A 14,095-nucleotide genomic window follows, 5' to 3' on the forward strand; every position below is an offset into this window, starting at 1 on the left:
GGGCTTCGGGATTCTCAAATATGCGCACAGGACATCCACGCACATCTGTCGTAGGCCGGGCGTCGGTGCGTCGTCGGCCAGGTGGGCCAACGCGTGGACGCCTCCGAGGGACACCGCCACATTGGCCTCTCCCAGTTGGCCGACCGCAGTGGTGAAGCGCTCCGTGAAAAGTCTCTTTTCCTCGCCGCTCTGGCGCTTGTAGGCGATGACCAGCAGGGCGGTGCCGCCCAGGCCTGCGACCACGGCGAACGCCATGCGCAGGATCTCACCCGCCTGCCCGGGGCCGATGGCCTCTCCGGGGCGCCACTCGGGTCGATCCAGCGCCCACCACGCGGCCAGGGAGAGAAGGCAGATCAGAGTGGACGCTGCGACCCAGCTCAGGACGATGAGTGCGGGCAGTTTCGACGACCGGAGCCCGCGGCCGAGTCGGGGGAGGGGCATGCGCGTAACCTAGAACGCCTCCCGGTGGCCTGTCCCGCGTTGGCCGAATGTGGTCAATGCGGCTTCTTTCCTTGTGTACCGGCCCTTGTGCACCGGCGTCTCGATCCGCCGCCCGTTCCTTGCGGAGCGGTGTCCGTTTCCGGTTCGTGCGAACGTTCCCCCGGTGGGTGCGATGCTTCCGTGCGCCCCTCCCCGTGATCGCCGCGTGTCGTGCGCTCCCGAGGCTCCTCAAGGCTGTGTTACCGGCCGGTGTTACCAGTGAGTTTTACCGGCTGGTAGGTTTGCCGCTGGTGCGGCGGGCACGCCGTACCCATGACCTTCGACGGGGGAGCGCGGTGCGGCGGGACGCCCTGATCCGGATCCGGCCGGTGCCCGAGGCGGGCTTCCGGCTGTTCGTCCTGCACCACGCGGGCGGTTCGGCGCAGGCCTACCGCCCGTGGGTGCGCCACCTGCCCGCCGACTGGGACATGTGCCTGCTCCAGGCGCCCGGCCGCGAGGACGCCGGGGCCGCGTTCCGCGACGCCCGCGCGCTGGCCCGGCACCTGTACCCCCTGGTGGCCGACCACGACCGGCCCTTCGGGCTGTTCGGGCACAGCATGGGCGCGCTGGCCGCCTACGAGATCGCGCGGCTGGCCCTGGCGCGGGGCGGGCCCGCGCCCGCCTGGCTGGGCGCCTCGGCCTGGAGCCCGGAGCCGGGCCCGGAGTGGGACGAGCCCCGCCACCTGCTGCCCGCCGACCGCCTGCGCGCCGGGCTGGCCCGGATGGGCGGCACCCCCGCGGCCACCTTGGAGGACCCCGAGCGGTGGCGGGCCGCCGAACCGCTGATCCGCGCCGACCTGGAGCTCGTCGACACCTGGCGCCCGCGCCCGGGCACCCCGCCGCTGCCGATCCCGGTCTCCGCCCTGGCCGGGGCCGAGGACGCCGGGATGCCGCCCGCGCGCATGGACGCCTGGCGCGGCCACACGGCCGGTCCGCTCGCCCGGCACACCCTGCCCGGCGGGCACTTCTACTTCGTCGGCCGCATCGGCGAGGTGGCCGAACGGCTGGTCACCGACGTGCGCGCCGCCGTCGGCGTCGACGCCTAGGCGGCCAGGCCGCCCACGGCCAGGGCAACGGTGGCCGCGCTGATCTGCTCCAGGCAGAGCCGCTCGGCCTCGGGGTCGGGGGCGGCCAGGTGCTGGGACAGCAACCCCTCGAACGCGGCCAGGAAGAACCGCGCCACCACCGGCACCGGCGTGACCAGAGCGGTGCCGGTGCGCTCGGCCAGGGTGGTGAGCAGCTCGGTGGTCACCCGGTGCATGTCCAGGGCGTGCTCGGTGTAGACCTCGCTGAGAACCGGGTCGCGCAGCGCCTGCACCGACAGCTCGTCCCACAGCACGGCCCCGTCGTGGTCCTCGACGCTGACCCGCCACAGCACCCGCACGGTGCGGGCCAGGGACACGGCGAACCCGCCCTGCGCCGGGTGCTCGGCGATCGGCCGCACCTGGTCGATGATGCGGCGGCCCAGCTCCTCGAACACGGCCCGGGTGAACTCCGCCTTGGAGCCGAACACGTAGTGCACGGTCATCTGCGCCACACCCAGTTCCGCCGCGACGGCCCGGGTGCTGCCCGCCGCCACCCCCTCACGCCGCATGAGGTCGATCGCGGCATCGATGAGCTGGGGGCGCCGCTCGGCGGCGGAGATGTGGGCCATGCCTCCATGCTATCGAACGCGCGACTTTGTCACTTGACATAGTTGGTTAACTTGGTCATGTGACAAAGTCGGTTGCACGCCTCTGGGGGAGGCGTGGCCGACCGAGCCGAAGGGGCCTCCCGTTGACCACGACCACCCCGGACACCGTCGCCGTCCCCGAACCGCCCGGCCTGCCGCTGCTCGGCCACCTGCTCGACCTCGACACCGGCATCGGGGAGTTCACGGAGCTGGCCCGCCGGACCGGCCCGATCATGCGCATGCGCCTGCCCGGCCAGAGCCTGATCGTGGTCACCGGCGGCGACCTGGTCGCCGAGCTCTCCGACCAGACCCGGTTCCGCAAGAACGTCCACCAGGACCTGGAGTACCTGCGCGCCCTGGCCGGGGACGGCCTGTTCACCGCCTACGGCGACGAACCCAACTGGCGCCGGGCCCACGACGTCCTGCTGCCCGCCTTCTCCCTGGGCGCCATGCGCGGCTACCACGGCACCATGCTCGACGTCGCCCGGAGCCTGACCGCCTCCTGGGACCGGGCCGCCGCGGGCGAGGAGGTCGACGTCGCCGCCGACATGACCCGGTTGACCTTCGACACCATCGGCCGCTGCGGCTTCGGGTTCGACTTCGACTCCTTCGGCCGCCCCGAACCCCACCCGTTCATCGCCGCCCTGGGCCGGGCCCTGGCGCACGCCCAGAAGCACTCCTTCCGGCTGCCCGGCACCGGCCCGCTCTTCGCCGCCGCCGACCGGGCCTTCCACCGCGACATCGCCTACATGGAGGAGGTCGTCGACGAGGTCGTCCGGTCCCGCCGGGCGAGCGGCGACACCTCCACCGGCGACCTGCTCGGCCGCATGCTGCACACCCCCGACCCGGCCACCGGCCGGTACCTGGACGACGTCAACATCCGCCACCAGGTCATCACCTTCCTCATCGCCGGGCACGAGACCACCAGCGGCGCCCTGTCCTTCGCCCTGCACCACCTGGTCAAGCACCCCGAGGTGCTGGCCCGCGCCCGCGCCGAGGTCGACGCCCTGTGGGGCGACACCGACCGCCCCGACCCCGGCCACGACGACGTGGGCCGGCTGCGGTACCTGCGCCAGGTGCTCAACGAGTCGCTGCGGCTGTGGCCCACCGCCCCCGCCTACGCCGTCGAGCCGCTGGAGGACACCGTCATCGGCGGCCGCTACCGCGTCGCGAAGGGCGAGGGCCTGCTGATCCTCACCCCGGGTCTGCACCGCGACCCCGGCTGGGGCGACAACGTCGAGCTGTTCGACCCCGACCGGTTCTCGCCCGAACGCGAGAGCGAGCGCCCCGCCCACCTGTTCAAGCCCTTCGGCAGCGGCGAGCGCGCCTGCATCGGCCGCCAGTTCGCCCTGCACGAGGCGGTCCTGGTGCTGGGCCTGCTGGTGCACCGGTTCCGGTTCCTGGACCACGCCCGCTACGAGCTGAGGGTCAAGGAGACCCTCACCATCAAGCCCGACGGGTTCACCCTGCACCTGCGCCACCGCACCGCCGCCGACCGGCGCCGGGCCCCGGCACCCGCCGCCGAAACCCCTGCCGCCCCGGGCGGGGCCGTGCGGCGCGCCCCCGGCACCGCGCTCACCGTCCTGTACGGCTCCAACCTGGGCACCTGCGCCGGGCTGGCCCGCGACCTGGCCGCCGACGCCGCCGAGGCGGGCTTCGCACCCCGGGTGGCCGCCCTGGACACGGCCCTGGACGCGCTCGCCCCCGGGCCGCTCCTGGTCGTCACCGCCTCCTACAACGGCCGCCCCACCGACGACGCGGCCGCCTTCCTGGACTGGCTGCCCACCCTGGAACCCGGGAGCCTGGCGGGCGTGCGCTACGCCGTCCTGGGCGTGGGCGACCGCAACTGGTCGGCCACCTACCAGCACGTCCCCGCCCGGGTGGACGACCTCCTGCACGCCGCCGGGGCCGAACGCCTGGCCGACCGGGCCGCCGCCGACACCTCCGGCGATTTCACCACCGCCGTCGCCGACTGGTCCGCCCGCGCCCTGGGCGCCCTGCTGGACTCCTACGGGGAGCCCGCCGGGGCCGGACCGGCCCCCGACCCGGAGGCCGTCGGCGCCCCGCCCTACACGCTGGTCGACGCCCCCGCCACCGCCCTGGACGGCCTGGCCGAGCGCCACGGGCTGCGGCCCATGCGGGTGCTGGAGGCCCGCGACCTCGCCGACACCGACCACCCCGCCGGGCGCCCCAAGCGGTTCGTGCGCCTGGCCCTGCCCGCCGGGACCTCCTACCGCACCGGCGACCACCTGGCCGTGCTGCCCCGCAACCCCGGCGCCCTCGTCGACCGGGTCGTCGCCCGCTTCGGCGTGGACCCCGGCCGCACCGTCCGCCTCGAACCCCGCCGGGGCGTGCGGCCCGCGCTCCCGGTCGACCGGCCCATCCCCCTGGGCGAGCTGCTCGCCGGGGCCGTCGAACTCCAGGCCCCCGCCACCCGCGAGCAGGTGCGGACCCTGGCCGAGCACACCCCCTGCCCCTTCACCGCCCGGGCCCTGACCGAGCTGGCCGACCCTGCCGACCCGGCCGCCCCGGCCGACGTCCCCGAGCCCGCGGACCGCTCCGCCGGGCGCAGCGTCCTGGACCTGCTGGAGGAGCACCCGGCCTGCGCCCTGCCCTTCGAGCACTACCTGGGCATGCTCGCGCCCCTGGCCCCGCGCTCCTACTCCGTCTCCTCCGGCGCTGCGGCCGACCCCGGCGCGGTGGACCTGATGGTCTCCCCGCTCAGGGCCCCGCACCGTTCCGGGACCGGCGAGTACCGCGGCACCGCCTCGCACTTCATGGCCGCACTGGAAGCGGGGGACGAGGTGCCCGCCCGGGTCCTGCCCGCCGCCGACGCCTTCCGGGTGCCCGCGGACCCGGACGTGCCGGTGCTCATGGTCGCCGCGGGCACCGGCCTGGCCCCCTTCCGGGGCGCGGTCGCCGACCGCGTGCACCGCGGGGGGCGCGGCCGGGCGCTGCTGTTCTTCGGCTGCGACCACCCCGACGCCGACTACCTGCACCGCGAGGAGCTGGAGGCGGCCGAGCGCGCCGGGGCGGTGGAGCTGTTCCCGGTGTTCTCGGCGGCCCCGCGGCAGGGGGCGCGGTTCGTCCAGGACCGGATCCTCGCCGAGGCCGGCCGGGTGCACGAACTGCTGGAGGCGGGCGGGCGCGTGTTCGTGTGCGGCGACGGCCGGGCCATGGCCCCCGGCGTGCGTGCGGCCTTCGCCCGCGTGCGCCAGGAGGCCACCGGGTGCACCGAAGGGGAGGCCCGCGCCTGGCTGGAGGCGCTGATCGCACGGGGCCGCTACACCGAGGACGTGTGGGCCGGGTGAGGCGAGGCGCCCGGGCCCGTCCCCCACGGCGGACCCGGGCGCAGGTCCCGGTCTGGTGGCGGGGGAGTCGACCGCGGCGCCCCCCACGACTGGGAGCGCTCCCAGGCCGGGGTTCCACGATAAGCGATCCGGGGACCCTGGGTAAAGAGGGGATGACGAACCGTTTCCACCCACTTGGGTCGCGGCGGGTAAGCGGACCCCCGCCGGGGGCAGGACACTCTGCCCCAACGGATGCCCACTCTTGTCCCTCGCACCCCTGTCCCGGTGCTCGCGCGGCCGCTACCGTTGTGCTATGAGCCTTGAGCTGCCGACCGACCGACTCCAGATCAGGGAGTGGGAGCTGGACGACGCCGAGGCGGCCCTGAAGATCTACGGGGCCGCCGAGGTGGCGCACTGGCTGACGCCGGAGTGGCAACCGGTGAACGACGCGGGCGCGATGCGCTCGGTCCTGCACGCCTGGATCGAGGCCGGCCCCAACCTCATCCCGCCCGCCGGGCGCTGGGCCATCGTCCGCAAGGAGGACGGCGAGCTGGTGGGCGGCCTGTCCCTCAAACTCCTACCGCCCTACGAAGAGGACTTCGAGCTCACCTGGGCGCTGCGCCCCGACGTGTGGGGGCAGGGCTACGCCACCGAGGCGAGCCGGGCCGTCATCGCCTGGGCCTTCGAGCAGGGCATCGAAGAGGTCTTCGCCGTCGCCCGGCCCAAGAACGAGCGGGCCGTCGGAGTGGCCCGGCGGCTGGGCATGGAGTGGGTGGGCGAGACCGAGAAGTACTACGACATGCGGCTCCAGGTCTTCCGCCTGCGGCCGGGCTGACCCGGACCGACCGGAGCGGACGGCCCGCCGGGGCCCGGATTCCACGGGTTCCGGCGGGCCGTCCGCGTGCGCGGCCTCAGCTGAGGTGGCTGCCGATGCGCTCGGTCTCCTCCTCGGTCAGCCGCAGCGCGGCCGCCGCGACGTTCTCCTCCAGGTGCGCCACCCGCGAGGTGCCCGGGATGGGCACCATCACCGGTGAGCGGTGCAGCAGCCAGGCCAGCGCCAGCTGTACCGGGGTGACCCCGCGCTCGGCGGCCAGCGCCGCCAGCGGCGAGTCGGCCCCGGCCAGGGCGCCGCGGTCCACCGGGGCCCAGGGCAGGAACGCGATCCCGTCCTTCTCGCACTGCTCCAGCACGTCCTCCGACTGCCGGAAGGAGGGCGCGTACTGGTTCTGCACCGAGGCGATCGGGGTGATCGCGCGGGCCGCCGACAGCTCGTCCACGTTCACCTCGCTGAGCCCGATGTGCCGGATCTTGCCCTCGGCGCGCAGGTCGGCCAGCTCGCCCAGCTGGTCGGCCAGCGGCACCTCGGGGTCGATGCGGTGCAGCTGGAACAGGTCGATGCGCTCCAGGCCCAGGGTGCGCAGGCTCATCTCCACCTGCTGGCGCAGGTACTCGGGGCGGCCCAGCCGGTGCCACAGTCCCGGGCCGGTGCGCACGAACCCGGCCTTGGTGCCGATGACCAGGTCCGCGGGGTAGGGGTGCAGGGCCTCGCGGATGAGCTGTTCGCTGATCTGGGGGCCGTAGGAGTCGGCGGTGTCGATGAAGGTGACGCCCAGCTCGACGGCTCTGCGCAGGACCGCCAGCGCCTCGTCGCGGTCGCGGGGCGGACCCCACACCCCCTCGCCGACGATCCGCATGGCGCCGAAGCCGAGCCGGTGGATCGGCAGGTCGCCGCCGAGGGCGAGGGTCCCCGAGAGGGCGGCGGGGCCCGCCGCGTCGTGCTGGTCGGTCACGGATGTCCCTTTCGTGTGCGGCCGCCGCCGCGGACGCGGGCGGGCCGGTGTTCCGGGCAGGATGTCAGGAGGCGGCGGCACCCGCAAGGCGCCACAGGTCCCGTGTCCGGGCCGTGTCCGGGGAGGGGCGGCGGGGGGAGCGCAGGAGGTCGGGCGAAGGACCGGGGAAAATCCGTGGCCCAAATTACCTACTAATCCGACTGGAAATCTGTGAATATAGTGCCGACCGTCCCCCCGACCCCTGGAGTGCCGCATCGTGCCCGCGCGCCCCCTTCGCACGCCCACGCGCCTGACCGCGCTCGCCCTCGCCCTGCCCCTGCTCGCCGCCTGCGGCCAGGGCTCGGCCGCCGCCCCCACCGGCCCCGTCGAGGGCGGGACCCTCGTCTTCGCCCTGGCCGCCGACCCCACCTGCGTCGACCCCCACCAGGTCGGCAACAACCAGGGCCTCAACGTCGCCCGCCAGGTCGTGGACTCCCTCACCGACCAGGACCCCGAGACCGGCGAGATCCTGCCCTGGCTCGCCGAGAGCTGGGAGACCGACGAGGACGCCTCCTCCTACACCTTCCACCTGCGCGAGGACGTCACCTTCTCCGACGGCGAACCCCTGAACGCGGAGGCCCTGGCCGCCAATTTCGACGCCGTCGTGGAACTGGGCGCCCTGTCCGTCCTGGGCGTGGGCTACCTGGGCGGGTACACCGGGACCGAGATCGTGGACGAGCACACCGCCACCGTCCACTTCGACGCGCCCAACACCCAGTTCCTCCAGGCCTCCTCCACCATGTCCCTGGGCCTGATCTCCCCGGCGAGCCTGGAGTCCACCACCCCCGAGCAGCGCTGCCAGGGCGAGTACGCCGGATCGGGCCCCTTCTCGCTGGAGGAGTACACCCCCGAGCAGAGCGTCACCGTCTCCCGGCGCGACGACTACGACTGGGCCCCGGAGCGCTTCGACCACACCGGCCCCGCCCGCCTGGCCGGGATCGAGTTCCGCATCATCCCCGAGGCCGGGGTGCGCACCGGCGCCCTGCTGTCGGGGCAGGTCGACGCCATCGCCGACATCCCGCCCCAGGACGAGGAGCGGTTCGCCGACACCGACACCGCCATCCTCACCCGCCCCAACCCCGGGCTCCCCTTCAACCTCCACCCCAACCTGTCCTCGCCGAACCTGGCCGACGACCCCGAGATCGTGCAGGCCATCCAGCTGGCGATCGACCGGCAGGAGGTCGTCGACACCGTCCTGAGCGAGCGTTACCCCGTGGCCACCGGTCCGCTGGCCGCGGTCACCGACCACGCCGTGGACCTGGGCGACCGGCTCGCCCACGACCCCGACGCCGCGGCCGAACTGCTGGAGGAGGCCGGCTGGGAGGTCGGCGACGACGGTATCCGCGAACGCGACGGCCGCCGCCTGGAGGTCGACGTGGTCTTCGCCGCCCTGTTCAACGCCAACGAGAACGCCCTGGAGCTCATCCAGCAGCAGCTGCGCGCCGTCGGCATCGACCTGACCCTGCGCCTGTCCACCCCCGCCGAGCAGACCGCGATCCAGGACAGCGGCGAGTACGACTTCGTCTGGTACAACAGCACCCGCAACGACCCCGACATCCTGCGGATCATCTTCTCCACCGAGTACACCAACCGCACCAACCTGGAGCAGGACGACGAGCTGGACTCGCTGCTGGAGGAGCAGGCGGCGGCCGCCGACCCCGAAGAGCGCGGGGAGCTCGTGGGGCGCGCCCAGGAGCACATCATCGACAGCGGATACACCATCCCGGTGTTCGAGTTCGCCCAGGTGCACGGGCTCGCCCCGCACGTCCACGACATCGAGTTCGAGGCGTCCTCGCGGCTGAGCTTCTACCAGGCGTGGGTGGAGGAGGGGTGATCGCCTACCTCGGCCGGCGGCTGCTCCAGGCCGCGGTGGTGCTGTGGGCGGCGTACACGCTGGCCTTCGCGCTGCTGTTCCTGCTGCCCGGGGACGCCGTCTCGCTCATGCTGCGCGGCGGCGCCCAGGAGGTGTTCGCCGACGCGGGCCAGGAGCAGGCGCTGCGCGAGCGGTGGGGGTTCGACGAACCCCCGGCCGTGCAGTACCTGGCCATGCTGGGCCGCACCCTCACCGGCGACCTGGGCACCTCGCTGAGCAGCGGGCGCCCGGTCACCGAGGCGATCGGCCAGGCCCTGCCCGCCACCGCCTGGCTGGCGGGGGCCGGGCTGGGCCTGGCGGTGCTGCTGGGCGGCGGCGTCGCCCTGGCCGCCACCTGGACCCGGTCCCCGCTGCTGGCCCGGGTGCTGGGGTCGCTGCCGCCGCTGGGGGTGGCGATGCCGACGTTCTGGGTGGGGCTGCTGCTCATCCAGGTGGTGTCGTTCCAGTGGGGGCTGCTGCCCGCGCTGGGCGACCTGACCCCGGCCGGGCTGGTGCTGCCCGCCCTCACCCTGGCCCTGCCCACCGCCGCCCTGCTCGCCCAGGTACTGGGCACCGGGCTGGCGGCGGAGCTGGACCGGCCCTACGCCGCCACCGCCCGCGCCAAGGGGGCCTCGCGCACCCGCGTCCACCTCGGGCACGCGCTGCGCAACGCCGTCATCCCCGCGCTGACCCTGACCGGGGTGCTGGCCGGGGAGCTGCTGGCCGGGACCATCGTCGTGGAGACGGTGTTCTCCCGGCCCGGCGTGGGACGGCTGACCGCCGCCGCGGTGCAGACCCAGGACCTGCCGCTGCTGCTGGGCATCGTGCTGTTCGCCGCGGTGGTGTTCGTGGTCGCCAACCTCCTGGTGGACCTGCTCTACCCGTTCCTGGACCCGCGCGTGCAGCTGCGCCCCCGCGCCCGGATCGGAGGGACCCCATGACCGCGACCGCCACACGCATCCCGGTACCCACCGCCGCGACCGCCCGGGTGCGGCGGGTGCCCTGGACCCTGCTGCCGTCCCTGGCCGTGCTCGCCCTGCTCCTGGGGTGGGCGCTGGTGCCAGGCCTGTTCACCGGGCACGACCCCATCACCGGGGACACCTCCCGGGTGCTGGCCGAACCCGGCGCCGACGCCTGGTTCGGTACCGACCAGCTCGGCCGCGACCTGTACGCCCGCGTGGTGCACGGCGCCTCGCTGACCCTGCGCGCCACCTTCCTGGCCGTGGCCATCGGACTGGGCGCCGGCGGCCTGCTCGGGCTGGTGTCGGGGTTCGTCGGCGGGCGCGTGGACGCGGTGCTCATGCGGGCCGTGGACGTGCTCCAGGCCGTGCCCGGGCTGCTGCTGTCCATGGCCGTGGTCACCGTGCTGGGCTTCGGCACCATCAAGGTGGCGGTGGCCGTCGGCATCGGGTTCGTGGCCGTGTTCGCCCGGGTGGCCCGCGCCGAGGCGCTGCGGGTGAGCACCTCCCTGTACGTGGAGGCCGCGCACGCCGGGGGCACCCGGTGGTCGGGGGTGCTGGTGCGGCACGTGCTGCCCAACGCCGCCTCCCCGGTGCTGGCGCTGGCCGCCGTCCAGTTCGGGCAGGCGGTGCTGGCGGTGTCCGCGCTGAGCTTCCTGGGGTTCGGCGCCGCCCCGCCCGCCCCCGAATGGGGCTCCCTGGTGGCCGAGGGCCGCGACTACATGGTCACCGCCTGGTGGCTGACCACGCTGCCCGGGCTGGTCATCATCGCCACCGTCCTGTCGACCCACGGCCTGGCCCGGGCCCTGGACCCCGAGACGAGGAGGCGGCCGTGAGCCTTCCCGAACCCCTGTTGAGCGTGCGCGGACTGCGCGTGGACTACCGGACCCCGGCGGGTCTGCGGCCCGCGGTGCGCGGGGTGAGCCTGGACGTGGCGCCGGGGGAGGTGCTGGCGCTGGTGGGGGAGTCGGGTTCGGGCAAGTCCACCACCGCCCACGCGGTGCTGGGGCTGCTGCCGCCCGCCCGGATCGACGGGTCGATCGTGCTGGCCCGCCGCGACGGCACCGCCCTGGACGTCACCGCCGCCGGGGAGGACCGGCTGCGGCAGGTGCGCGGCGGCGAGGTCGGGCTGATCCCCCAGGACCCGATGGCCGCCCTGAACCCGGTGCAGCGGATCGGCCGCCAGGTCGCCGAGGTGCTGCGCATCCACGGCCTGGCCGACCGGGCCGGGGCGGCCCGGGAGGCGGTGGAACTGCTGGCCCAGGCCGGGCTGCCCGACCCCGAACGCGCCGCCCGCGCCCACCCGCACGAGCTGTCGGGGGGCATGCGCCAGCGCGCGCTGGTGGCGATGGCGCTGGCCGGACGGCCGCGGCTGCTGGTGGCCGACGAGCCGACCAGCGCCCTGGACGTGACGGTGCAGCGCCGCCTGCTGGACCACCTGGAGCGGCTGCGCGCCGAGCAGGGGCTGGCGATGCTGCTCATCACCCACGACCTGGGGGTGGCCGCCGACCGGGCGCACCGGGTGGCGGTGATGCACGAGGGGCGGGTGGTGGAGGAGGGGCCCGCCGGGGAGGTCCTCACCCGGCCCGCGCACTCCTACACGCGGGCGCTCATCGACGCCGCCCCCGGACTGAACGCCGACGCGGAGGCGGCTCCGCCGCCCCCGGCCGCGGAGCGCCCGCTGGTGCGGGCGAGAGGGCTGGCCAAGGCGTTCGGCCCGCACCGGGCCGTGGACGGGGTGGACCTGGCCGTGCACCCGGGCGAGACGCTGGCGCTGGTGGGGGAGTCGGGCTCGGGCAAGACCACCACCGCCCGGATGGTCGCCGCGCTCACCCGGCCCACCGAGGGGTCGGTGGAGTTCGACGGGGTGGACCCGGCCGGGCTGGGCGCGCGGGACCTGCGGCTGCTGCGCCGCCGGGTGCAGGTGGTGCACCAGGACCCCTACTCCTCGCTGGACCCGAAGATGACGGTGGCGCGGATCGTCGCCGAGCCGCTGCGGGCTTTCGGGGTGGGGGACCGGCGCTCGCGCCGGGCCCGGGCCCTGGAGCTGCTGGAGCGGGTGGCGCTGCCCGCCGACGCCGCCGACCGCAGGCCGCGGGAGCTGTCCGGCGGCCAGCGCCAGCGCGTGGCGATCGCCCGCGCGCTGGCCCTGGAGCCGGACCTGGTGGTGTGCGACGAGCCGGTGTCGGCGCTGGACGTGCGGGTGCAGGCGCAGATCCTGGACCTGCTCGCCGGGTTGCAGCGCGACCTGGGGGTGGCCTACCTGTTCATCTCCCACGACCTGGCGGTGGTGCGGCGCATCGCCCACCGGGTGGCGGTGATGCGCGAGGGACGGGTGGTGGAGGAGGGGCCGGTGGCGGAGCTGTTCGCCGACCCGCGCCACGACTACACCCGCGACCTGCTGGCCGCCATCCCGGGCCGCGGAGCCCCCGTCCCCCGCTGACCCGCCCCCGGTGACCGGCCCCCGTCGACGGGTCGCGCCGCCGCGGGCTCAGGCGAAGTCGGCCCGGTGGTCGGCCGCCCACCGGGCGTAGGTGCGGCCCCGCCGGCCGGTGATCTCCTCGTAGTGGGTCGAGATCAGGCCGGCGGGGTCCCAGTCGTCGGGGGCCTCCCACAGCATCCAGTCGCAGATCTCCGGCGGGATGCCCTGGGAGATCCACAGCTCCCGGGCCTCGGCGTTGCCCAGGTGCACGAACCGCACCTCGCGGCCCAGGGCCGCGCCGATGGCGGCGGCGCGTTCGGCCGCGGTGACCAACTCGGGGCCGGTGAGGGTGTACACCCTCCCGTGGTGCCCCGGCCCGGTCAGGGCGGCGACCGCGGCGTCGGCGATGTCCGCCTCGTGGACCGGGGCCCAGGGGCGGTCGCCGTGCGGGGCGCGGACGACGCCTTCGGCGCGCACGCTCTCGGAGTAGGAGTCCAGGTCGTTGGCCATGAACTCGCCCGCCCGCAGGTGGGTCCACTCCAGGCCGGAGCGCTCCACCGCCTCCTCGACCGGGCGGTGGTGGCGGTAGCCGAAGTCGGTGTCGTCGCCGTCGGTGACCGAGGTCGAGGACAGCACGACCACGCGCCGGACCCCGGCCCGGCGCATCCGGTCCACGACCTCCGCGGCGGTCTCGGCGACGGCGAACAGGAACACGGCGTCGACGCCGTCGAAGACGCCGTCCAGGGTCGCGGGGTCGGCCAGGTCGCCCGCGGCGGTCTCGACCCCGGCGGGGAAGGTGCGGCGGGCCGGGTCGCGGGTCAGGGCGCGGACGCGCAGGCCGCGTTCCAGCAGCCCGGGGACGACCAGGCCGCCGACGGTGCCGCCGGCGCCGGTCACCAGGACGTGCTCGATCTTGTCGGAACTCTCAATGCTCATAGTGAGACACTAATGTCCCATTATGGAGACATGCAAGTCCCTTATGGGAGGAGGCGGTAGGTTGTCGCCATGACGACCACCGACAACCCGAGGACGGGGGCCCGCAACCGGACCCGGCGCGCCATCCTGGCCGCCGCGGCGACCGTCCTGGGCCGCGACCGCAACGCCCCGCTGGCCGCCGTCGCCGAGGCCGCCGACGTCGGCCGCAGCACCCTGCACCGCTACTTCCCCGACCGGGAGGAGCTCGTCGCGGCGACCTTCGAGGACTCCATCGCCGAACTCGGCCGTGTCATGGAGCAGGTGCGCCCGGAGGAGGGGCCCGCGGACGAGGCGCTGTGCCGGGTGGTGAACGGGCACGTCGAGGTCGGCGACCGGATCCTGTTCGCCTTCGGCGACACCGCGACCGCGCAGCGGTACGGCGGGCTCGAACCCGGCGAGCCGGAGGAGCCCGAGGTGCTGGTGCGGCTGTTCGAGCGCGGTCAGGCCGAGGGCGTCTTCGACCCCGACGCCGACCCGGCCTGGATGGTGCACGTCATGTGGGCGCTGCTGTTCACCGGCCTGGAGCGGGCCCGGGCCGGGCGGCTCTCCCCCCAGGCCGTGGCCCCCCTGGTGCTGCGCACCCTGGAGAACGGCGTCACCGCCCGGCCCTGAGGCG

At 74.9% G+C, this 14,095-nt stretch carries 11 protein-coding genes and 1 pseudogene; 8 read left to right on the forward strand and 4 right to left on the reverse strand.

The window, feature by feature from the left end; all coding sequences use genetic code 11:
* A pseudogene (locus ACJOT3_RS23885) lies at positions 1–441 on the reverse strand (pentapeptide repeat-containing protein); the annotation flags it as partial.
* A 335-nt stretch (positions 442–776) separates the two neighbouring features.
* On the opposite strand from ACJOT3_RS23885, the gene ACJOT3_RS23890 reads away from it, so the two are divergent.
* The gene (locus ACJOT3_RS23890; protein WP_406975338.1) at positions 777–1,526 is read left to right on the forward strand and encodes a thioesterase II family protein; all 750 of its coding nucleotides are present in this window, start codon (positions 777–779) and stop codon (positions 1,524–1,526) included.
* Here the strand turns inward: ACJOT3_RS23890 and ACJOT3_RS23895 are convergent.
* Complete coding sequence (locus ACJOT3_RS23895; protein ID WP_406975339.1) at positions 1,523–2,134, reverse strand: TetR/AcrR family transcriptional regulator; 612 nt, start codon at positions 2,132–2,134, stop codon at positions 1,523–1,525. The genes ACJOT3_RS23890 and ACJOT3_RS23895 overlap by 4 nt on opposite strands.
* A gap of 122 nt (positions 2,135–2,256) precedes the next feature.
* Between ACJOT3_RS23895 and ACJOT3_RS23900 the strand changes: the two genes are divergently transcribed.
* Together ACJOT3_RS23900 and ACJOT3_RS23905 are read left to right on the forward strand one after the other, a co-directional pair.
* On the forward strand, positions 2,257–5,463 hold the full coding sequence (locus tag ACJOT3_RS23900; protein WP_406975340.1) for a bifunctional cytochrome P450/NADPH--P450 reductase: 3,207 nt from the start codon (positions 2,257–2,259) through the stop codon (positions 5,461–5,463).
* Between the two features lie 292 nt (positions 5,464–5,755).
* Positions 5,756–6,277 (forward strand): GNAT family N-acetyltransferase, encoded by a 522-nt coding sequence (locus tag ACJOT3_RS23905; RefSeq protein ID WP_406975341.1) that lies wholly within the window; start codon positions 5,756–5,758, stop codon positions 6,275–6,277.
* A 76-nt stretch (positions 6,278–6,353) separates the two neighbouring features.
* Here ACJOT3_RS23905 and ACJOT3_RS23910 read toward each other — a convergent pair whose 3' ends face one another.
* Positions 6,354–7,232 carry an aldo/keto reductase gene (locus ACJOT3_RS23910; protein WP_406975342.1) on the reverse strand — a complete coding sequence of 293 codons (879 nt, stop codon included), beginning with the start codon at positions 7,230–7,232 and terminating at the stop codon, positions 6,354–6,356.
* Positions 7,233–7,488: 256 nt separating this feature from the next.
* Between ACJOT3_RS23910 and ACJOT3_RS23915 the strand changes: the two genes are divergently transcribed.
* The 4 genes from ACJOT3_RS23915 to ACJOT3_RS23930 are packed head-to-tail and all read left to right on the forward strand — an operon-like array spanning position 7,489 to position 12,525.
* Complete coding sequence (locus ACJOT3_RS23915) at positions 7,489–9,105, forward strand: ABC transporter substrate-binding protein (RefSeq protein ID WP_406975343.1); 1,617 nt, start codon at positions 7,489–7,491, stop codon at positions 9,103–9,105.
* Positions 9,102–10,064: an ABC transporter permease gene (locus ACJOT3_RS23920; protein ID WP_406975344.1), complete on the forward strand. Its 963-nt coding sequence runs from the start codon at positions 9,102–9,104 to the stop codon at positions 10,062–10,064. The genes ACJOT3_RS23915 and ACJOT3_RS23920 overlap by 4 nt, the downstream gene beginning before the upstream one ends.
* Positions 10,061–10,918, forward strand: coding sequence for an ABC transporter permease (locus ACJOT3_RS23925; RefSeq protein ID WP_406975345.1), 858 nt, complete (start codon positions 10,061–10,063; stop codon positions 10,916–10,918). Before ACJOT3_RS23920 ends, ACJOT3_RS23925 begins: the two co-directional genes overlap by 4 nt.
* Positions 10,915–12,525, forward strand: a complete 1,611-nt coding sequence (locus tag ACJOT3_RS23930) for a dipeptide ABC transporter ATP-binding protein (RefSeq protein ID WP_406975346.1) — start codon at positions 10,915–10,917, stop codon at positions 12,523–12,525. Before ACJOT3_RS23925 ends, ACJOT3_RS23930 begins: the two co-directional genes overlap by 4 nt.
* Positions 12,526–12,573: 48 nt before the next feature.
* On the opposite strand, the gene ACJOT3_RS23935 is transcribed toward ACJOT3_RS23930, so the two are convergent.
* Entirely contained in the window at positions 12,574–13,440 is an 867-nt protein-coding gene (locus tag ACJOT3_RS23935) for an NAD(P)H-binding protein (protein WP_406975347.1), read from the reverse strand.
* Between the two features lie 69 nt (positions 13,441–13,509).
* On the opposite strand from ACJOT3_RS23935, the gene ACJOT3_RS23940 reads away from it, so the two are divergent.
* The gene (locus tag ACJOT3_RS23940; protein WP_406975348.1) at positions 13,510–14,091 is read left to right on the forward strand and encodes a TetR/AcrR family transcriptional regulator; all 582 of its coding nucleotides are present in this window, start codon (positions 13,510–13,512) and stop codon (positions 14,089–14,091) included.
* Positions 14,092–14,095: the final 4 nt, after the last annotated feature.

Source organism: Nocardiopsis protaetiae, assembly GCF_045446735.1.
In the GTDB taxonomy this organism is placed as follows: domain Bacteria; phylum Actinomycetota; class Actinomycetes; order Streptosporangiales; family Streptosporangiaceae; genus Nocardiopsis; species Nocardiopsis protaetiae.

Coding starts and splice junctions, on each gene's coding strand:
- ACJOT3_RS23895 (WP_406975339.1), bottom strand. CDS start 2,134: ATGGCCCACATCTCCGCCGCCGAGCGGCGCCCCCAGCTCATCGATGCC.
- ACJOT3_RS23905 (WP_406975341.1), top strand. CDS start 5,756: ATGAGCCTTGAGCTGCCGACCGACCGACTCCAGATCAGGGAGTGGGAG.
- ACJOT3_RS23925 (WP_406975345.1), top strand. CDS start 10,061: ATGACCGCGACCGCCACACGCATCCCGGTACCCACCGCCGCGACCGCC.
- ACJOT3_RS23935 (WP_406975347.1), bottom strand. CDS start 13,440: ATGAGCATTGAGAGTTCCGACAAGATCGAGCACGTCCTGGTGACCGGC.
- ACJOT3_RS23940 (WP_406975348.1), top strand. CDS start 13,510: ATGACGACCACCGACAACCCGAGGACGGGGGCCCGCAACCGGACCCGG.